Consider the following 19026-nt stretch of genomic DNA (forward strand, 5'->3'; position numbering starts at 1 on the left):
ACCTCTTGGTCAACTGACAGAGGATGTCAGTGATGCGGTCCTAGCGTCGCGGCATGGCGAACAACTTCGATTTCTTCATCGGTGACTGGACCTCGAAACAGCGCCGCCTGCGGGACGTTCTGGCCGGCAGCGACGACTGGTACGAGTTCAGCGGGATCACCCGCTGCTGGAGCGTGTTCGACGGTGGTGGCAACGTCGACGAGGTCAAGTTTCCGGAGCTCGGCTACACGGGGCTCACGTTACGGATCTTCAACCCGGCCACCGAGTTGTGGTCGATCTACTGGGCGCGCAACGACACCGGGCTCGCGCTGCCGCCGACGGTGGGGCGCTTCGACGCGGACGGGGTCGGCCGGTTCTACGACGACGAGGAATGGAACGGGCGGCCGATCCGGGTCCGCTACCAATGGACGGTCGCCTCGGCCGACGCCTGCCGGTGGGAGCAGGCGTTCTCGACCGACGCGGGCGAGACGTGGGAGACGAACTGGGTCGCGGACTTCACCCGGGCCGGTTGAAATCAATCACATTCCCAGCGGAAATTCCTCACGTCAACTAATCTGCGGGGCATGGCCTCATTCAACGACACGGTGATCGAGAACTTCCGCGCGAGCAAGGGCGTGCTCGGCGGCCACTGGGAAGGAAAGACGACGCTTCTGCTGCACACGCCCGGCCGCAAGTCCGGCAAGAACTTCGTCAACCCGCTGGTCGCGGCGCCCTACGAGGACGCGTACATCGTCTGCGGCAGCGCCGGCGGCGCGCCCGGCGACCCGCAGTGGGTCGCCAACCTGGAGGCTGTCGACGGCCCGGTGACCGTCGAGCTGGGCGCGGACACCGTGAAGGCCGAGCACCGCGTGGTCCGGCCCGGCCGCGACGACGACTGGGACAAGCTGTACGGGGTGTGGCGCGCGTACTGGCCGGACGCCGCCGACTACGAGACGAAGACCGACCGCAAGTTCCCGGTCGCCGTGATCACCGTCCACTGAAGTCCGAACAGGACTGGTTAGGCCGCCACCCGTCCGGTTAGCGTGCGGTATGAAACGCGCGCTGGTACTGGGCGGTGGCGGCGTGACCGGCGTCGCCTGGGAGATCGGGATGCTGGCCGGTCTGGCCGAGGCGGGAGTCGACCTGACCGGCGCCGACGTCATCATCGGCACCTCCGCCGGTTCGGTCGTCGGCGCTCTGGTGGCCGGCGGCCTCGACCTGCCGGCGATGTACGAGGGCCAGCTCGCCCCGCCGACCGCCGAGATTCCCGCCCGGCTGGGCGTGACGATGCTGCTGCGCTGGGCCTGGGCCGCGGCCGGCCGGCGTGACGAGCAGCGGGCGCGGGCCCGGATCGGGGCGATGGCGCTGGCCGCGCGAACGGTGCCGGAGGACGATCGCCGCGCGGTCATCGCCGCCCGGCTGCGGAACGAGGACTGGCCCGAGCGACGCTTGCTCGTCACCGCGGTCGACGCGCGGACCGGCGAGTTCGTGGTCTTCGACCGCGAGCAGGGCCCCAGCCTGGTCGACGCGGTGGGCGCCAGTTGCGCGGTGCCGGGCGTGTGGCCACCGGTCACCATCGGCGACCGCCGCTACATCGACGGCGGCGTGCGTTCCCCGGTCAACGCCGACCTGGCCGCCGGCTACGACCGCGTCGCGATCCTCGCGCCGGTGACCGCGAGCTTCGGCCCGTCGGCCCGCACCAGCCGCCAGATCGCCGCCCTCGGCACGCACGTCGCCCTGATCCGCCCGGACAAGCAGGCAAGGCGCGCCTTCGGCCGCAACGTCCTGGATCCAGCTCGCCGAGCAGCCGCGGCCCGAGCCGGCAAAACCCAGGCCAAGCACGATTCCGTACGGGTAGCAGAGGCCTGGTCCGGCGCGGCCTGACGCAGTGTCAGAGGCCGAAGATCGGCAGACGGGGGAGGGCCGGGCGGTCGAGCCAGGCGGTGAGCAAGTCGTCGACCGGGCCTCGGGCGAAGCGGCGGGCGTGCTCGCGGAACTCGTCGGTTGTCACGGTCGCGTGCTGGTGTTCGGCTACCCAGGAGCGCAGCATCGCGAAGAACGCCGGGTCGCCGATTCTGGTGCGCAGGGCGTGCAGGGTCAGCGCGCCGCGCTTGTAGACCCTCGGGTCGAACATTCGTGCCACGCCGGGGTTGGCGATGACGATGGTCGCCGGCTGCGTGGCCAGGCGGGCATGCCACTCGGCGGCGTGGATGTCGGCCGAGGGGCCGCCGGAGGCCGCGGACCACAGCCACTCGGCGTACGTGGCGAAGCCCTCGTTGAGCCAGATGTGCCGCCAGTCGGCGACCGTGAGGCTGTTGCCGAACCACTGGTGGGCCAGCTCGTGGGCGACCAGCCGCTCGTGGGTGCGCCGCCCGTCGAGGTGGTTGCGCCCGAAGACGGCCATGCCCTGCGCCTCGATCGGGTCGTCCAGGTCGTCGTCGGCGACCACCACGACGTACTCCCGGAACGGGTACGGCCCGAACAGGCCCTCCAGCGTCGCCATGATCTCGCCGTGCCGGGCGAAGTCGTGGCCGAACACCGCCCGCAGCCGGGGCGGGATCGCGGCTCGCTGGGTCACCCCGCCGGCGGCCAGGTCGACCAGCTCGTACCGTCCGACCTGGACGCTCATGAGGTAGGGGGCGGTGGGCTCGTTCCGCTCGTACACCCAGGTCCGGGTGCCCGCGCCCCGGCGGCGGGAGACCAGGTCGCCGGTGACCACCACGGTGTACGGCGCCGGCGCCGTGATCGTGACCAGATAGGTGGCCTTGTCGGCGGGCCGGTCGTTGCACGGGAACCAGGACGGCGCCCCGTTCGGCTGGCTGGCCACCAGGGCGCCGTCGGTGAGCTCGTCCCAGCCGATGTCGCCCCAGCGGCCCGAGATGGGGACGGGCGTTCCGCCGTACCGGATCTCGGTCTTGAATGTCGTGCCGTAGGCGATCGGGCGCTCCGGCTTGATCTGGAGCTTGCCGAGCCGGTGGGTGAATTTCGCCGGCTGGCCGTCGACCCGCACGCTCTGGACCCGGAAGCGGCCGAGGTCGAGGCTGAACCGGGACAGCGCCTGGACCGCCCGCGCCGTGATTATCGCTTTCCCGGCGAGCCGGTTCGTGGTGACGCGATAATCAAGATCAAGATCATAATGGAGTACGCGGTATCCGCCGTTGCCGTGCGCGGGCAGGTACGAGTCAGTCGAGTAATCGGCGCCAGCGGTGGCCCCGACCGGGGTCATTTTCTGCTACCCAAGCCTGGTCCTACGGACGGCGGAGCCCAGTTCGCGATCGGGTTGCCGAGCCACCTGCTGTCCGCGGGCACGGCGTCGCCGCGGGTGACCAGCGAACCGGGTCCCACGGTGGTGCGCGCGCCGATGCTCGCGCCGGGCAGCACGATGCCGTGCGGGCCGAGCGTCGCGCCCGCGCCCAGAGTCACCTCGTCCATGCTCATGATCCGATCATGGAACAGGTGGGTCTGTACAACACAGCCCCGGTTGACCGTGGCGCCCGGCCCGAGCCGCACCAGGTCGTACTCCGGCAGCCAGAAGGTCTCCAGCCACGCGCCCCGGCCGATCTTGGCGCCGAGCGTCCGCAGCCAGATGTTCAGCAGGGGAGTGCCGGTGGCGAACCGGAACAGCCACGGCGCGGCGAGCACCTCGACGAACGTGTCGGCGAGCTCGTTGCGCCAGACGAACGACGTCCACAGCGCGTGCTCGGTCACCCGGAACCGGCCCACCAGCAGCCACTTCGCGGCCGTCGCGGTGAGCGCCGCGACGATCGCCGCGACCAGCAGCACCGGCCCGGCGGCGAGCGCGGCCACCCAGCCGCCGGCCGCCTGCCAGATCCCGGTGAGCGCGACGAGCTCGCCGGCCGCGAGCACGCCGGCGAGCATCACCGGGACGATCCGGCACAGCTCGATCGCGGCCCGGGCCAGCTTGAGGCGCAGCGGCGGGTCGTAGGTGCGGCTGGCGTCGGCGGCCTCGACCGTGCGGCGCAGCGGCATCGGCGGCGCGCCGAGCCAGGAGGAGCCCTTCTTCGCCTTGCGCGGCGCCGACGACAGCACCCCGACCAGGCCCCGCTTGGGCACCGACCGGCCGGGCGCGGCCATGCCGGAGTTGCCGAGGAAGGCCTGCTTGCCGATCCGGGCCGGCGCCACCCGCAGCCAGCCGTGGCTCAGCTCGTAGGTGGCGACCATGGTGTCGTCGGCCAGGAACGCGCCGTCGTCGACGGTCGTCATCGCCGGCACCGCGAGCACGGTCGAGGCCTCCACGTTGCGGCCCACCTTGGCGCCGAGCAGCCGCAGCCACACCGGCGTGAACAGGCTGGCGTACATCGGGAAGAGCGCGAACCGGGCCATGCCCATCAGGCGCTCGGTGGTCCACACCTGCCACGCGACGCGCCCCCGCACGGGGTAGAAGCCCTCGCGGATCCCGAGGCCGAGCAGCCGGACCGCCACCAGCACGATCAGGGCGTACGTCAGGAGGTAGGCGACGGCGCCGACCGGGGCCCACAGGGGCGAGACCGCCAGCAGCTCGAGGGCCGGGATCACCGCCGCCACCGGCAGCAGGCCCAGCAGCTGAGCGGTCAGGCTGTAGACGGCCACCCAGATCCTGGCCCGGTGCTGGGGACGCTCGGCCGGCCAGGCGGCCGCGCCCTTGGTGGCGCGCACGGCCGGCGAGCCCGCCCAGCGCTGGTGGGCCGGCACCGCGCCGGTGACGGTCGACCCGGCGGCGATCTGCGCGCCCTTGCCGATCCGGGCGCCGGGCATGAGCGTGCTCCGGGAGCCGACCCGGCTGCCCGCGCCGACCCGCACCTTCCCGACCCGGACGACGTCGCCGTCGAGCCAATGGCCGGACAGGTCGACCTCGGGCTCGATCGCCGCGCCGCGACCCAGCTTCAGCAGCCCGGTGACCGGCGGCGCCGAGTGCAGGTCGACGTCGGGGCCGATCTGGGCGCCGAGCGCCTTCGCGTACGTGATCATCCAGCCCGCGCCGGTGACGCCGGTCGCGCCGGTCAGCTCCGCGAGCCGCTCGGCCGCCCACAGCCGCAGGTGCACGCCGCCGCCGCGCGGGTAGTCGCCCGGGCGTACGCCCCGCAGCAGCAAGCGGGCCCCCGCGGCCGCCACCGCGATCCGCCCGGGCGGGCTGAACAGCAGCACCCAGGCCGCCGCGATCCACCACCAGGAGACGTGCGGCGCCCACGGCACCAGGAGGTTGCCCAGCGCCGCGAGGACGCTGGCCCAGCGCAGCCCGACCAGCGCGAGCATCGGCAGCATCAGCAGGCCCTGCAGCAGCCCGGCGCGCAGGGGAGTGGGCCGGACCTCGCGGCGGACCGTGGCCGTCGTGTCCAGCGCGTCGATCGCCGCCGCCATCTGCGACAGCCGGGGGTTCTGGTAGACGCCGGCCACCGACACCTGGGGGTGCGTCTGGCGGATCCACGCGACCAGCTGCGCCGCGCCGAGGCTGCTGCCACCGCTGCTGAAGAAATCGGCGTCGGCGGCGTCCGGCCGTAGCCCCAGAATCCGCTCCCAGCCGCCGGCCAGCCACTGTTCGGTCGCCGTCAGCTCGGCGGCGGCGTCGCCGCCACCGGAGACCAAGGGCCAAGGCAGCGCCGCCCGGTCCACCTTCCCCGACGTACGGGTCGGGAGCGCGTCGATCTCGGCCAGCAGCGGGACCAGCGCGGCCGGCAGTTGCTCGCGGATCCGCAGCGCGGCGGCGGCCGCGTCGAACCCGTCGCGCGGCACGACGTAACCCACCAGCAGTTGGTTGCCCGCCGCGGTCCGCTTCACCGCGGCGGCCGCGCCGGCGACGCCGGGCAGCGCCTGCAGCGCGGCGTCCACCTCGCCCAGCTCGATCCGGCGCCCGCCCAGCTTGACCTGCTCGTCGCCCCGGCCGAGGAACAGCAGCCCCTCCGGCTCCGCGCGCACGATGTCGCCGCTGCGGTACGCCCGCTCCCACCCGAGGGCGGACAGCGGGGCGAACTTCTCGGCGTCCTTCGCGGCGTCGAGGTAGCGGGCCAGGCCGACCCCGCCGATGACCAGCTCGCCGGTCTCGCCCATCGCGACCGGGACGCCGGCCGGGTCGACCACGGCGAGCTCCCAACCGGCCAGTGGCAGCCCGATGCGCACCGGACCCTCGCCGGTCATCCGCGCGGCGCAGGCGACCACAGTCGCCTCGGTGGGGCCGTACGTGTTCCAGACCTCGCGTCCCTCGACGGCCAGCCGCTCGGCGAGCTCGGGCGGGCACGCCTCGCCGCCGAAGATCAGCAAACGGACGTCGTCGAGCGCCTCGACCGGCCACAACGCGGCCAGGGTCGGGACCGTCGACACGACGGTGATGCGCCGCTCGACCAGCCACGGACCCAGATCGACGCCGCTGCGGACCAGCGAGCGCTCGGCCGGCACCAGGCAGGCGCCGTGCCGCCAGGCGAGCCACATCTCCTCGCAGGACGCGTCGAAGGCCACCGAGAGGCCCGCCAGCACGCGGTCGTGCGGGCCGAGCGGATTCTCCTCGGCCAGGAACAGCTGCGCCTCGGCGTCGACGAAGGCGGCCGCGGCGCCGTGCGTGACGGCCACGCCTTTCGGCGTGCCGGTGGACCCGGAGGTGAAGATGATCCAGGCGTCGTCGTCCGGTCCGGGCCGTCCGGGGCTTCCAGACGGCGTACGGCGCAGCGTCACGCTCAACCCGTCGCCGATCACCGCGGCGACATCCGCCTCGCCGAAGACGAGCTCGGCGCGCTCCTCGGGGTCGTCCGCGTCCACCGGCACGTAGGCGGCGCCCGCCGCCAGCACGCCGAGGATCGCCAGGTAGAGCTCGGCCGTGCCGGAGGAGACCCGGACACCGACGCGGTCGCCGACGCCGATCCCGTGCTCGCTCAGTCGCGCGCGCAGCGTCTCGATCTCGTCGGCCAGCTCGCGGTAGGTCAGCTTGGTGGCGCCGGTGTCGAGCGCGCGGGCGGCCGGATGGGCCTGCACCGTCGCGTCGAGGATGTCGACCAGCGTGCGGCGGACCGGTGCGGAGTGCGAGAGGAACAGCGCCGGCGCGGCCGGTACCTCGGCAAACGTGGGGAGCTCGATCAACTGCAGATCAGTCGTCACGGTCACCGGGCGTGCACCATCCCTACCTCACGGGTCAACGTCGGCCAGGCGCGTGACACTCAGCCGCCCGGGGCAGCGTTCAAAGTTACGGGAAGGAAACGGAGAATGACGGCTCAATGACGGATTCGTGTCGACTGACACACCGTTCGTATGGTCACAGCCACCCGGCGCGGCGCAGGACCCAGTAGAGACCGCCGGCGGCGAGCAGCATGAACAGGATCACGCTGGGATAGCCGTATTGCCAGGTCAGCTCGGGCATGTGAGCGAAGTTCATGCCGTAGATGCCGGCGATCGCGGTCACCAGCGCGGCGATCGCCGCCCAGGAGGCGATCTTGCGCATGTCGTTGTTCTGATCGACGGTCAGCTGGGTGAGGCAGGCCTGCAGGAGCGCGTTGAGCACGTCGTCGAAGGCCACGACCTGCTCCACGGCGGCGGAGTGGTGGTCGGCGACGTCGCTGAAATAGCGGCGGATCTCCCTGGGCAGGAACTGCTTGCTGCCGGCCAGGGCGGCCAGCGGGCGCTGCAGCGGGAGCACCGCCGCCTTGAACTTCATCAGCTGGCGTTTGAGCTGATAGATCTGCTCGACCGTGACCGGCGACCCGGACGCGAACACGGCCACCTCGATCAGGTCGACGTCGGTCTGCATCGCGGCCGCGATGTCGACGTAGACGTCGACGAGGCGATCCAGGATCGCGTGCACCACCGCCCACGGCCCCTGGGTCAGCGTCACCGGGTCGGAGCCCAGGTCGGCGCGCAGCGAGCCGAGCTCCATGACAGTGCCCTGCCGCACGGTGATGACGAACCGCGGGCCGACGAAGAGGCGGACGAAGCCGGTGCTGACGATCTCGCTGGTGGCGGTGAACCGGTCGTGCTCCACGTACTGGGCGGCGCGGACGACGAGGAACACCACGTCCTCGTACCGCTCGATCTTCACCCGCTGCTCGCGGTGCAGGACGTCCTCGACCGCCAGCGGGTGCAGGCCGAACACCTCGGCGAGGCGGGAGAGCGCGGCCTCGGTGGGCTCGTGCAGGTCGAGCCAGACGAAGGCGCCGTCCTGGGCCTGGGCGCTCTCGTAGAGCCGGGTCAGATCGGCGGCCGAGCCGGGACTCTCGACGGCGACCCCGTCGACGAACAGGTCGCAGCCCACGATCGCGGTGTGGTCGGCGCGGCGTCGCCCGGCCGGCTGGGGCGGTTGCCAGTTGCGTCGGACGTCCAAGACTCGTCACCCCCGACCGGGAGCCTACTGGGGAGTGGGGAGATGTTGGGCGGCCGTGAAGGCCACGCTCAGCAGGCCGGCCCGGGTCTGGACCTGATAGCGGGTGCGGCCCCGCTTGACGACGGTGCCGGCCAGGCCGGCGTACCGGCCCGTACCGGTCAGCCGGACCCGCTCGCCGACCTGGATCGGGATGTGCGCGGGCCTCGGCGCGGACCGGTCGGCCCGGATGCGGGCCAGCTCGGCCTCGTAGCGGGGGTCCATCGGAGCGGGCCGGCCGCGATGCGACCAGGTGTAGATCGCGGCGGCGTCGAAGCCGCGCGAACAGCCCCGGCACGACTTGACGCGGATCGGCCGGCGGTGTGCCGTCGTACGGTGACCGGCCGGGCAGACGCCCACCCACGGCCCGTCGACACTGGGCGCGTCGGCCGGCATGCAGCGCTGACCCGAGCAGCCGATCCGTCGCGCGGTGGCCCGCCAGGCCCGATCGTGGCCGTGTCGCGGCCCGGTCAGGGCGTGGGCGATCTCGTGCAGAATCGTCTCGGTGACCTGCTCGGCCTCGTAGAGGGAGATCAGCGGCCGGGACAGCCCGATCTCCTTGCGGTCGAAGCGGCAGACTCCGGCCCTGGTCTTGGCGTTGTCGTACACCAGGCGCCACCCGGTCAAGCCGTGCCGGGCCATCAGGCTCGAGGCCAGCCGGCTCGCTTCCCTCAGATCCAACCCCGTGCTCCCCGTCGACTCGCCAACGCCGGCCAATCGTGCCACGCCGGCCGCGGAGTGGTGTCAGCCCGCGTGGCGTGGGTAGACAGTTGTCGATGGCTCTAGGGCGGGAGGGGATCGTGAGCGCGACCGTTGCGGCTCGCCGCCTCCTGCTCATGATCGGGTTGGTCGTGGCCGCCTACTTCGCCCTGACCCTTCTCGATCACGCGGCGCGGGCCGATGACGGCCTGCCCGATCCGACCGCCTCCGTCGAGAAGGTCATCGCTGACGCCGAGAAGGCCAAGAAGGTCACCGTTGACGCCGCGAAGGACCGGGTGGCTCCGAAGCCCAAGGTGGAGCGGCAGAAGACCACGGTCAAGAAGCGTGCAGTGCCGACCTTGAAGGCGGAGGCCCGCCGAGTCCCGCCCGCACACGTGAAGGCGCCGACCGCGCAGGTGAAGGCGCGGCATGCGCAGGTGGCGGTGCCGGCTGTGCAGGTGAAGGCGAAGGTGCGGAACGCGCCTGTGGCGGTGTCGACCGCGCAGGTGAGGGTGCGCACGGACGTGGCCAAGGTGCCGGTCCGGCACGGCACGTCTCGGGTCGAGGCGCTCGCCGGCCGCGCGCTTACGGCTGTTCCGCAGCTGAATGTCCCGCCGCGACTCCCGGTGATCTCGAAGCCGCCCGCACTGCCCCTCTTGGACACCCCGCCGGCCCTTCCGGCGGCGCCCTCCGTCCCGTGGCTGCGGCTGCCTGCCGTTCCGCTCTCGCCGCAGGCCGTTCTGCCGCCTTCGCTGCAGGCCGTTCAGCCGTCGTCGCTGCCGGTGGGACTGCCATCGTCGCTGCAGGCGGGTCAGCCGCCGTCGCCGGCCGGATGGCAGCCGGCGCCCCTCCTGGTGCCTGCGCCGATGGCGACCGCATCATTTGCGCTGCCCGACATTTCAGATATGTCGACTGATGTTGGACAGCATGCCAGCCCTCGGCGCGATGGGGGCACGGTGAGCTCGGCGCCGGGCGCGCCGCGACCGCCGGCGTCGCCGCATCCGGGCGACAACCTCGCCGGCGTCCAGCTCCGTGACGCCGGTGGCGGCGCCGCACCCGCGATGGGCACCGTCCCGTCCTCCTGGCGACCCGAGATCGAGGCCGCCGCCATCACCATGCCCGCCCACGCGAGCGCCTCCGGGCGAACTGTCCGCTACAACGGCCCTCCCAGCTGATCCCGCGGTCCGGAATCGGGCCGACGCCGGTGAACCGACCCGGCGACGGCATTCCCACCGCGACTTCAGACCCTGGCTGGGAGGCCATCGTGATCCGCATCCTGCTCGTCGAACCCATGAACCTGCTCCGTGGCGCCCTCGCCGCGACCTTGTCATTGGAAGAGGACTTCACCGTTGTCGGCGAACTCGGCTGCCTCGCCGAGGCGCTGAACCTCGCCCGCGCCGTGCCCCCGGACGTGGCGGTCGTCAACGTCGGGCTGCTGGCCGGGGACGGCCTGCGCCTGCTCACCCGGCTCAGCGTGGAGCAGCCGGGCTGCGCCACGCTCGTGCTCGCCGGCCCGGACGCCCCGGCGCAGCTCAACCGCGCGCTGGACGTCCAGGTCCGCGGCGTCTTCGGCACCCAGGCCCGGCCCTGTGAGCTGGTCAGCGGCATCCGCCGGCTGGCCCGGGGCGAGCGCGTCATCGACGCCGGCCTGGCCGTCGCCCTGGTCGCCGCGCCCCGCAGCCCGCTCTCGCCCCGGGAGCTGGACGTGCTGAGCGTCGCCGCCTCCGGTGTGCCGTCCGCGGAGGTGGCCGCCAAGCTGCACCTGACCGCCGGCACGGTCCGCAACTACATCTCGGTGATCCTGCGCAAGACCGGCGCCCGCAATCGGCTGGAGGCCGTCCGCGTCGCCGAGGACGCGGGCTGGCTCGTCTGAGGCCGGCCAAACGTGACGATTGTCAGCCGTGCCGATGACAGCGCTCACTGGTCCGTGCCGGCGCAGACATCGAGGCTTATCGGTGACAAACGTCTACCAGCAGGAGGAACGATGACATCCCGGCAACGGCTTTCGATGATTGTCGTGGCATTGCTCGCGACGTTGGGGCTTGCCACCGTGGGCGCGATGCCGGCCGGCGCCGCCCCGAGCGCCCAGGCCGCCGCGCCACCCGTGACCACCGCCGTCCCCAGCGTGCCGATCACCGGCACCTTCACGGACGCGGCGGGTGGCGCCGGCACCTTCGTCGGCAGCTTCACCCCGTCGAGGTTCGCGGCGCCGAACGGAAACCTCGTGGCCACGGGCACCCTGACCGGCGCCCTCACCGATTCAGCCGGCGGCGCCGTCGGCACGGTCACCCAGACTGTCAGCGCGCCCGTCGGCGTTGCCCAGGCGACCTGCCGGGTTCTGGATCTGACTCTCGGCCCGCTGCACCTCGACCTGCTCGGCCTGGTGGTGGACCTCAACCAGGTGCACCTGACGATCAACGCGGTGCCGGGACCCGGCAACCTGCTCGGCAACCTGCTCTGCGCGATCACGCACCTGCTCGACGGGAACCCGAGCGCCGGCGCGCTGGCCGCGATCCTCAACGCCCTGCTGGCCCTGCTCGGTCAGCTCTGACCCCGGAATTGGACCGAGGTGACGGCCGCGCCCATCCGGGCGCGGCCGTCACCGGGTCGCGGGGTAGCCCGGGATCTGCCGGCGTTGCGTCGCGCTCGCCGCCCAGTGCCCGAGGTCCAGGAGCCCCGCGAACACGACCCAGAACCACTCCCAGCCGGTCAGGCCGATGCCCGGGGTGTAGAGGATGACGTACATCAGGGTGGCGAACGGCAGGAAGATGATCCCGAGCAGCGGCCAGATCCAGGTGTCGAAGGCCGCGTTGACCAGCGCCGGCCGGGCGACCCAGACGATGAACAGGCCGAGCCGGGGGAAGAGCCCCGCGAACAGTGCGAACAGACAGCCCATGGCCCTTGATGATCGGGGCCGGGCCGGGGACGGGCTTCATCCCGGCCGGATGAGGCCGGTGAGCCGCCCGTACCGCAGGCTTTGACGGTGCTGGGACGGAGATGCGCGGTACTGCTGTCTCTGCTCCTCCTGGCCTGGAGCGCCCCGGCGGCGGCGCCGGCCGTCGCGTTCGGCACGATCGAGGGCGGCGGTCAGCACCGTGAGCACGAGCGCCTCACGCGCGCCGCCCTGGCCTGCGCGAACGGGGAGCCGGACTGCTTCGAGCCGGCGACCGCGAACTACCTGGCCGGCCACGACCGCGAGTTCGGCGCGGTCGGCGCGCCCGACAGCGACGAGATGGCCGACCCGGCCGCGCATTGCGACAACGCCGACTACCTGGCCGGCGGCTATCCGCAGACCCGCGACCAGGCCGCCGCCACCTTGACGAACTGTGTCGAGCACCTGCGCGCGCAGTTCCGGAGGGGGCTGGACAGCGCGGAGGGTCTCCTCGACGACGAGGGCGAGGTGATCCCGGAGGAGGTCACCGCCAGCCCGGAGTGCAACCCGAAGGAACGGGAGGAGACCCGCGCCAAATGCGCGACCATCGAGGCCTTCGGGCGGGTGCTGCACGGCGCGCAGGACTTCTACTCGCACAGCAACTGGGCCGACCAGGCCGATCCGGCCCGGCCCATCGGTGACGACAACCCGCCGGGGCTGCACCGGCCCGGGCCGAGCCCCCTGCTCGACCTGCGCGGCGCGGCGGTCGCGACGCCGCCCGCGGACTTCACCACCGGTTGCTACGTGCTGCAGGACCGCGTGCCGGGCGTCGGCGCGTGCGAGCAGCGGATCACCCACGCCGCGCTCAACAAGGACCGGGGCCTGATCGACCCGGTCACCGGGCGGGCCACCGAGCCGGGGACGCCGCGCGGCCAGGTGGCTACCAACTTCGCGGACGCGGTGGCCGGGGCGATCGCCGAGAGCCGCCGCCAGTGGCAGGACTTCCGGGCCGGACTGACCGCCCGGTACGGCGAGGACCGGGCCGCTCGAATGGTCTGCGCTCTCACCCACGACGACCCGGCGAGCGCCTGCCAAGGGCCGCGTCGTAACGGGGTCGCCGTCGTCATCGTCGTCATCGTGGGCCTCGCAACAGGAGCCGCGGCCATCTGGCTGGCGCGCCGGCGTCGCTAAATCGCGACTTTTCTTCACTTACCCGATTTATTCGGGCTAGGTTTCGGACGGCACCATTGTCCGGTCCTCCGGAGGCACCCCACCATGAGCTCTCGGCGCCGACGTGACTCCTGGCTGGCGCGGATCTGCGTCGCCATGATCTGGATCTTCGCTGGCGCGGCCGGTCAGGTCGTTCCCGCGGAGCAGGCCCTCGCGGATCCGGTGGATCCGCCCACCGGCGCGGTCGAGTGGGTCAGGTTCACCCCCGACCCCGGCAACGAACTGGTGGAGGTGACCTGGGCGCCGTTGGACCCGGCCGGCTTCCACGACAGCCAGACCCAGGCCTACGAGGTGCACATCACGGCGCCGGACGGTGCGGACATCAGCAACGGCTGCGACGCCTTCATCGCGGACACGGCGTGCTATTTCACGACCGACAGGGGTGGTGTCTACACCGCCACCGTGGCCGCCAACAACGAGGGCGGCACGAGCACCGACTCGACCCAGGGCACCGACACCGTGGTGCTCGACGCGCCCACCGGCCAGGTCGCGCAAGTCGACGCCGTCAGCACCTACGACCCGGACCACGACCGGGCCGATGTCAACATCAGCTGGGACGCCATCGCCCCCGACGCGTGGAGCTTCGGGAGCTACCAGACCTACACCGTGAGCATCGACCCGCCGGACGGCGTGAGCGCCGACCCGGGCTGGTGCTCCGGCAACTACGGGGACGGGGACCGCCTCTGCCACTTCACCGCCACCGCCGCGGGGGACTACACGATCCGCGTCACGCCGGTCAACGAGGCGGCGGAGGGCACGCCCACGGAAACGACGGTCTCGGTCGGGCTGAAGCCCAGTGCCGCGGTCGGCGATCTCACCGCGACCCCGGGCGACGGACTCGGGTTCGTGCAGGTGCACTGGGACGCGCTGGCCGAGGGTGACTGGAACGGCGACATCCACCACTACGACGTCCAGATCACGCCCTCCGGCGACGGCGTGTTCGCCGACGACTGCCATCGCTGGGCCGACGAGGACGCCACGGCGGCCACCGGCTGCGCCTTCACGGTCAACGCCACCGGCACGTACACGGTCACCGTGACGGCCGTGAACGAGCTGGGCGCGAGCACGCAGTCCAGCAGCCGCGACGTCCAAGTGACGCTGGGCGGGCCGACCGGGCCGGTGAGCGATCTCGCGCTCGAGAGCGACCCCGGATCCGGAGTCGTCGACGTCAGCTGGACCCCGCTCGCCGAGGACGCCTGGAACGGCGCCCAGTCCCGGCACTACAGCGTGGCCGTCGCCGAGAACAGCGTCGGGCCGGTCTCCGACCCGGGGACCTGCCTGCTGGAGATGGACCCGGATGCGTCGAGCTGCTCGTTCCCCGTTCCCGTCGGCGGGTACTACTCGGTGCAGATCGTGGCCATCAGCGAGGGCGGCGTGAGCGAGCACGCCGGCCGGGGCATCGCGGCGGTTCTCGCGCCGACCGGCACGGTCGGACCCGTCGAGGTCACGAACACGCCCGGGTCCGGCGAGGTGCGACTCTCCTGGGCGCCGATGACGGAGGGCTGGGGCAACGCCCAGCAGCCCAAGTACGAGGTCGCCATCACCGGCGGCGGCACCCTGGCCGGCAACACCTGCGACTCCGTTCCCGCCGGGCCCGAGCCGTCCTGCTCGTTCACGGCCGGCGCGCCCGGCCCGATCTCGGTTGTCGTGAAGGCGGCCAACGAGGCCGGCCCCGCGGCCGACGGCTCGTCCGCCGACGGGGTCATCACCCTGGCGCCGACGGCCACGGTGAGCGGCCTGACCGCGACCGCCGACCCGGACACGTCGACGATCGCCGTGCAGTGGACGAAGCTCGGCGATGCCGACTGGCTGGGCAACACCAGCAGGGCGTACCGGGTGGCGGTGATCGGCCCGGACGGCGCCGAGATCTCCGACGACACGTGCACGGTCGGCGACATCCCCGACTCAGAGCCGTCGAACTGCCATCTCCATGTCTCGCGCGGCGGCCACTACACCGTGACGGTCGTTCCCGTCACCGAGAGCGGCGCCGGCATCGGCGAGCCGGCGAGCGCCACCGCGCACCTCGAGCTCGCGCCGGCCGTGCCGGTCGCGACCGTGACCGGCCTGCAGGTGCAGCCGGCCACCGGGAACGCCACCATCCAGGTCAGCTGGGATGCCGTCGCCGCCGACGACGACGCGTGGAACGGCGCGGTCACCACGCACGACTACGCCGTGAGCATCACCGGACCGGACGGCGCGGCCGTCGATCCCGGCACCTGCACCACCCTCTCATCCGCGTCGTGCCACTTCTCCACCGACCGCGGTGGCGACTACACCGTCCAGGTCGCGCTCGTCAACGAGGCCGGTACCAGCTCGAACACCGCCAGCAACACCGGGCACCTCACGCTCGATGCGCCCTCCGGCCAGGTCGGCTCGGTCTCCGTGGACGTCATCGACGGCTCGGCCGTGCAATTGAGCTGGTCCCCGCTGGACGAGAGCGGCTGGAGCGAGGGCGAAACCCGCTCGTACGCGGTCGCGATCGGCGGTGGCCTGCACCTGACCGAGAACACCTGCGAGTCGGTCCCGGCGACGGAGAACTCGTGCTTCTTCGCCTCCGACACCTCGGGACCGTTCACGGTCACGGTGAAGGCGGTCAACGAGGCCGGCCCCGCGACCGCCGGCACGTCCGAGAGCGGCACCATCGCCCTCGAACCGAGCGCCGCCGTGTCCAACCTGCACACGAGCACCTCGCTGAACTCGCCGACCGTCACCGTCACCTGGGACCAGCTGACGACCGGCTGGGAGGGCGGCGACGAGAAGACGTACGCCGTCAGCGTGAAGGGGCCGTCCGAGGAGGAACTCCCCAACGACGGCTGCACGATCGAACCGGTGCTCGACAACCCGTCGCCGGCCTGCACGTTCGACGTGCCGGTGGGCGGCGACTACATCGTCTACGTGCAGGCGGAGAACGAGATCGGCGTGGGTCCGTCCGTGGACGAGACCGCCCACGTCACGCTCAAGCCCACGGCCACTGTCGAGGGAGTGACGGTCACTGCCACGCCCGGGTCCTCGACGGTGAACGTCGGATGGGACCGCCTCACCGACGCCGACTGGAACGGCGGCGCCACCCACAACTACGTGGTCACGTTGCAGGCGCCGGCGGGCGTGGTGCCGGGCGCCAACACCTGCGCCACGGTGGCCGACGAGGCGGACCCGCACTGCAGCTTCACCACCGACACCCCGGGCGCCTACGGCGTTCAGGTCCGGGCGGCCAACGAAGCCGGCACGTCCGAAACCGCGGGCACCGGCACTGGCACCCTGGCCGCGGGCGTGCCCGCGGCGGCGACGGCCGTGTCCGGGGTGGGCGGCGTCAACGCCATCACCGCGTCGTGGACGGCGGCGGTGGCCACCAGCCTCGCCGGGGTCAGCTCCTACACGGTCAGCGCGGTCGCGGACGGCTACCCCGTCAAGACGTGCGCCGGCACCGTGATGACCAGCCCCTGCACGATCTCCGACGTGGCCGCCGGCGTCCCGTACGCCGTACGCGTGGTGACGAACGGCCCGGGCGGAACCTCCTCGCCCGCCGGCAGCACCGAGGATGTCGTGCCGACCGGCGCGCCGAAGGCGCCCGCCGCGGTGCCCTCCGACGCGGTGCCCGCCGGCACCGGCACCTCCGAGCCCGGCGCCAGCATCACCATCACCGGCAGCGGCTACGCGCCGTTCTCCACCGTCGTGTTGTCGCTGTTCAGCAACCCGGTCTCGCTGGGCACGGCGACCGCCGACGTGAACGGCGACATCTCGGTCACCGTCTCGCTGCCGCACGGCACGCCCACCGGCAGCCACACCCTGCTCGCCACCGGCCTCGACGCCAACGGCGACGTCCTCAACCTCGCCAAAGCGGTCGCCGTCACGGTGGCCACGACGCCACCGACGACGCCGCCCACAACACCGGCGACGACGCCGCCGACCGCCACGACGCCACCACCCACCGGCGTGGTCGCCTCGCTGACCGCCCGGCAGGTCGCGCCCGGCACCCGCAGCGCCGTGGTGACGTGGGCGGCCGGCCAGGTGTCCTGGGGCAACGGCACCGGCCGTAAATACGAGGTCGGCGTGAGCGGCCCGACCGGCGCCCGGATCACCGGCTCCTGCGCGCAGACCGTCGACGGCGCCGCCACCTCGTGCGAGTTCGCCACCGACCTCAACGGCGCCTACACCGTACGCGTGACCGCCGTGACCTCGGCGGGCCCGAGTGCCCAGTCCGCCACGACCGGTGTGACCGTCAGCACCGCGCCGGGCGCGCCGACCGCGGTGACCGGCACCCCGGGCCCCAACTCGATCAAGGTGAGCTGGCAGCCGCCGGTCCAGCAGGGGGCGGGAGTCAGCGGCTACACCGTCACCGTGACCGCGCCCTACCACCCGGTCCGCGGGTGCGGCTCGGTCACGAGCAGCCCCTGCACCGTCACCGGGCTGGCGGCCGGCGTCCGGTACGTGGCCCGGGTGGTGGCCACCGGCAGCGGCGGCAACTCGCCGATGGCGTCCTCGGCCACCACGATCAGCCCGGCCGGTGAGGTGTACGTGCCGGCGGCCCTGCCGGCGAACGCCGTGAACAACGGCGCCCGGGTGGCGAGGCCGGGTACCAGGATCGTCGTCAACGGGGCCGGCTACCGGCCCGGGACCCGGGTGCGGATGACCCTCTACCCGGGCGGCACGTCGCTCGGCGCCACCACGGCGTCGCCGCGCGGCACCGTCTCGTTCGGCGTGATCATGCCGGCGCGGAGCTCGATCACCGTGCTCACCACCGGGCTCGCCCCCGGCGGCGGGGTTCGCTACCTGGCCACGGCCCTGCGCCCGAGCGGGACCGCCGCCGCGGCGTCGACCGGCGGACCGGTCCGGATCCACACGGCTCCGGTCAAGCTGACGACGAGCTGGTCGGCCTCCGTCCTGGCGGTCACGGGGAGCAGCTCGGGGCCGCTCATCATGGCCGGCTTCCTCATGGTCATGACCGGCGTTCTGCTGACGACCATGACGACGCGTCCGCGGCGTACCGCCCCGAAGCACGGCGCCCGGAGGCGCGGGTGAGGTCAGCGCAGCGGGAGCTCGGTGCGGTCGCCGGCCGGGCGGGGGCCGAAGATGCGGCGGTCGGACTCCTCGATCCGCAGGTCGTTGATGCTGGCCTCGCGGCGGCGCATGAGGCCCTCGGCATCGAACTCCCACAGCTCGTTGCCGTAGCTGCGCCACCATAGGCCCGCCGCGTCGTGGCACTCGTACTGAAAACGTACGGCGATGAGGTTGTCCTCGAAGGTCCAGAGTGACTTGCGCAGGGCGTAGTCGAGCTCGCGGTCCCATTTCGCGGTGAGGAAGGCCTCGATCTCGGCGCGCCCCGTGACGAAGACGTCCCGATTTCGCCAGACCGAGTCCTCCGTGTACGCGAGCGCGACCCGTGCGGGGTCGCGAGTGTTCCACGCGTCCTCGGCGGCTTGCACCTTGGCCGTCGCGGTCTCGCGGGTGAACGGCGGTAGAGGCGGGCGCATGGGGAGAGCCTAGCGCCGTGCGCGTTCGGGTGATTCCGGCTCGGGTTGGTTTGAGCACGGGCCATGATGGGAACACGGTCGCCCCCACGACGGGCATTCGCTCGAGGAGGAAGCCGATGCAGGCCGTTTCGGTCGGCGCGGACGTCGATGGCTCACTGGCCGTGGTCCTGCGCGGTGAGCTGGACTTCACCAACGCGGGCGAGATCGCCGCCGTGATCCTGGAGTCGGTGGCGGACAGTCGTCCGCTCGCGGTTCGCGTCGACGTCGCCGAGGTCAGCTTCCTGGACTCCTCCGGCATCGGCGTCCTGGTCCATGCCATGCGGGCGGCCGAGGAGGTCTCGGCGAAGTTCGAGGTCCAGAACCCGCGGGCGAAGGTCCTCGACCAGCTGCGCCTCAGCGGGCTGCTGGAACCGTTCGGCCTCAGCGACGCGTCGGGCTGA

Annotated in this window: 15 protein-coding genes; 9 read left to right on the top strand and 6 right to left on the bottom strand. The window is 72.5% G+C overall.

The features are described 5' to 3' along the window. Positions 1-53: 53 nt before the first annotated feature. Genes ACQPZX_RS13350 through ACQPZX_RS13360 form a run of 3 tightly spaced genes read left to right on the top strand, consistent with a single transcriptional unit; the run spans position 54 to position 1863 of the window. A complete protein-coding gene (locus ACQPZX_RS13350) occupies positions 54-512 on the top strand; it encodes a hypothetical protein (protein ID WP_433379362.1) in 459 nt (152 codons plus the stop codon). A gap of 51 nt (positions 513-563) precedes the next feature. After that, positions 564-980, top strand: coding sequence for a nitroreductase/quinone reductase family protein (locus ACQPZX_RS13355; RefSeq protein ID WP_433379365.1), 417 nt, complete (start codon positions 564-566; stop codon positions 978-980). A 49-nt stretch (positions 981-1029) separates the two neighbouring features. Then, positions 1030-1863 carry a patatin-like phospholipase family protein gene (locus ACQPZX_RS13360; RefSeq protein WP_433379368.1) on the top strand — a complete coding sequence of 278 codons (834 nt, stop codon included), beginning with the start codon at positions 1030-1032 and terminating at the stop codon, positions 1861-1863. A gap of 7 nt (positions 1864-1870) precedes the next feature. On the opposite strand, the gene ACQPZX_RS13365 is transcribed toward ACQPZX_RS13360, so the two are convergent. The 4 genes from ACQPZX_RS13365 to ACQPZX_RS13380 form a co-directional block, all read right to left on the bottom strand. Then, complete coding sequence (locus ACQPZX_RS13365) at positions 1871-3205, bottom strand: M1 family metallopeptidase (RefSeq protein WP_433379371.1); 1335 nt, start codon at positions 3203-3205, stop codon at positions 1871-1873. Next, a complete protein-coding gene (locus ACQPZX_RS13370) occupies positions 3202-7068 on the bottom strand; it encodes a Pls/PosA family non-ribosomal peptide synthetase (RefSeq protein ID WP_433379374.1) in 3867 nt (1288 codons plus the stop codon). Before ACQPZX_RS13370 ends, ACQPZX_RS13365 begins: the two co-directional genes overlap by 4 nt. Positions 7069-7216: 148 nt before the next feature. After that, positions 7217-8278: a magnesium and cobalt transport protein CorA gene (locus tag ACQPZX_RS13375; RefSeq protein WP_433379377.1), complete on the bottom strand. Its 1062-nt coding sequence runs from the start codon at positions 8276-8278 to the stop codon at positions 7217-7219. Positions 8279-8302: 24 nt separating this feature from the next. Continuing rightward, positions 8303-8995, bottom strand: coding sequence for a SprT-like domain-containing protein (locus tag ACQPZX_RS13380; RefSeq protein WP_433379379.1), 693 nt, complete (start codon positions 8993-8995; stop codon positions 8303-8305). Between the two features lie 119 nt (positions 8996-9114). Between ACQPZX_RS13380 and ACQPZX_RS13385 the strand changes: the two genes are divergently transcribed. From ACQPZX_RS13385 to ACQPZX_RS13395, 3 genes are all read left to right on the top strand, one after another. Continuing rightward, positions 9115-10188 carry a hypothetical protein gene (locus ACQPZX_RS13385; RefSeq protein ID WP_433379382.1) on the top strand — a complete coding sequence of 358 codons (1074 nt, stop codon included), beginning with the start codon at positions 9115-9117 and terminating at the stop codon, positions 10186-10188. 89 nt (positions 10189-10277) lie between these two features. Next, positions 10278-10886 carry a response regulator transcription factor gene (locus tag ACQPZX_RS13390; RefSeq protein WP_433379385.1) on the top strand — a complete coding sequence of 203 codons (609 nt, stop codon included), beginning with the start codon at positions 10278-10280 and terminating at the stop codon, positions 10884-10886. A gap of 135 nt (positions 10887-11021) precedes the next feature. After that, complete coding sequence (locus tag ACQPZX_RS13395) at positions 11022-11564, top strand: hypothetical protein (protein ID WP_433385219.1); 543 nt, start codon at positions 11022-11024, stop codon at positions 11562-11564. A 48-nt stretch (positions 11565-11612) separates the two neighbouring features. Here the strand turns inward: ACQPZX_RS13395 and ACQPZX_RS13400 are convergent, their stop codons facing one another. Beyond that, a complete protein-coding gene (locus tag ACQPZX_RS13400) occupies positions 11613-11909 on the bottom strand; it encodes a hypothetical protein (protein ID WP_433379388.1) in 297 nt (98 codons plus the stop codon). Positions 11910-11996: 87 nt separating this feature from the next. On the opposite strand from ACQPZX_RS13400, the gene ACQPZX_RS13405 reads away from it, so the two are divergent. Both ACQPZX_RS13405 and ACQPZX_RS13410 read left to right on the top strand, forming a co-directional pair. Then, positions 11997-13076, top strand: coding sequence for a CinY protein (locus tag ACQPZX_RS13405; RefSeq protein ID WP_433379391.1), 1080 nt, complete (start codon positions 11997-11999; stop codon positions 13074-13076). An 84-nt stretch (positions 13077-13160) separates the two neighbouring features. Next, complete coding sequence (locus ACQPZX_RS13410) at positions 13161-18134, top strand: fibronectin type III domain-containing protein (RefSeq protein ID WP_433379393.1); 4974 nt, start codon at positions 13161-13163, stop codon at positions 18132-18134. A 2-nt stretch (positions 18135-18136) separates the two neighbouring features. Here ACQPZX_RS13410 and ACQPZX_RS13415 read toward each other — a convergent pair whose 3' ends face one another. Continuing rightward, entirely contained in the window at positions 18137-18586 is a 450-nt protein-coding gene (locus tag ACQPZX_RS13415) for a nuclear transport factor 2 family protein (protein ID WP_433379396.1), read from the bottom strand. Between the two features lie 116 nt (positions 18587-18702). Between ACQPZX_RS13415 and ACQPZX_RS13420 the strand changes: the two genes are divergently transcribed. Further along, complete coding sequence (locus ACQPZX_RS13420) at positions 18703-19026, top strand: STAS domain-containing protein (protein WP_433379399.1); 324 nt, start codon at positions 18703-18705, stop codon at positions 19024-19026.

Source organism: Actinoplanes sp. CA-142083, from assembly GCF_050942195.1.
GTDB lineage: Bacteria > Actinomycetota > Actinomycetes > Mycobacteriales > Micromonosporaceae > Actinoplanes.

Coding starts and splice junctions, on each gene's coding strand:
- ACQPZX_RS13350 (WP_433379362.1), top strand. CDS start 54: ATGGCGAACAACTTCGATTTCTTCATCGGTGACTGGACCTCGAAACAG.
- ACQPZX_RS13355 (WP_433379365.1), top strand. CDS start 564: ATGGCCTCATTCAACGACACGGTGATCGAGAACTTCCGCGCGAGCAAG.
- ACQPZX_RS13360 (WP_433379368.1), top strand. CDS start 1,030: ATGAAACGCGCGCTGGTACTGGGCGGTGGCGGCGTGACCGGCGTCGCC.
- ACQPZX_RS13365 (WP_433379371.1), bottom strand. CDS start 3,205: ATGACCCCGGTCGGGGCCACCGCTGGCGCCGATTACTCGACTGACTCG.
- ACQPZX_RS13395 (WP_433385219.1), top strand. CDS start 11,022: ATGATTGTCGTGGCATTGCTCGCGACGTTGGGGCTTGCCACCGTGGGC.
- ACQPZX_RS13400 (WP_433379388.1), bottom strand. CDS start 11,909: ATGGGCTGTCTGTTCGCACTGTTCGCGGGGCTCTTCCCCCGGCTCGGC.
- ACQPZX_RS13410 (WP_433379393.1), top strand. CDS start 13,161: ATGAGCTCTCGGCGCCGACGTGACTCCTGGCTGGCGCGGATCTGCGTC.
- ACQPZX_RS13415 (WP_433379396.1), bottom strand. CDS start 18,586: ATGCGCCCGCCTCTACCGCCGTTCACCCGCGAGACCGCGACGGCCAAG.
- ACQPZX_RS13420 (WP_433379399.1), top strand. CDS start 18,703: ATGCAGGCCGTTTCGGTCGGCGCGGACGTCGATGGCTCACTGGCCGTG.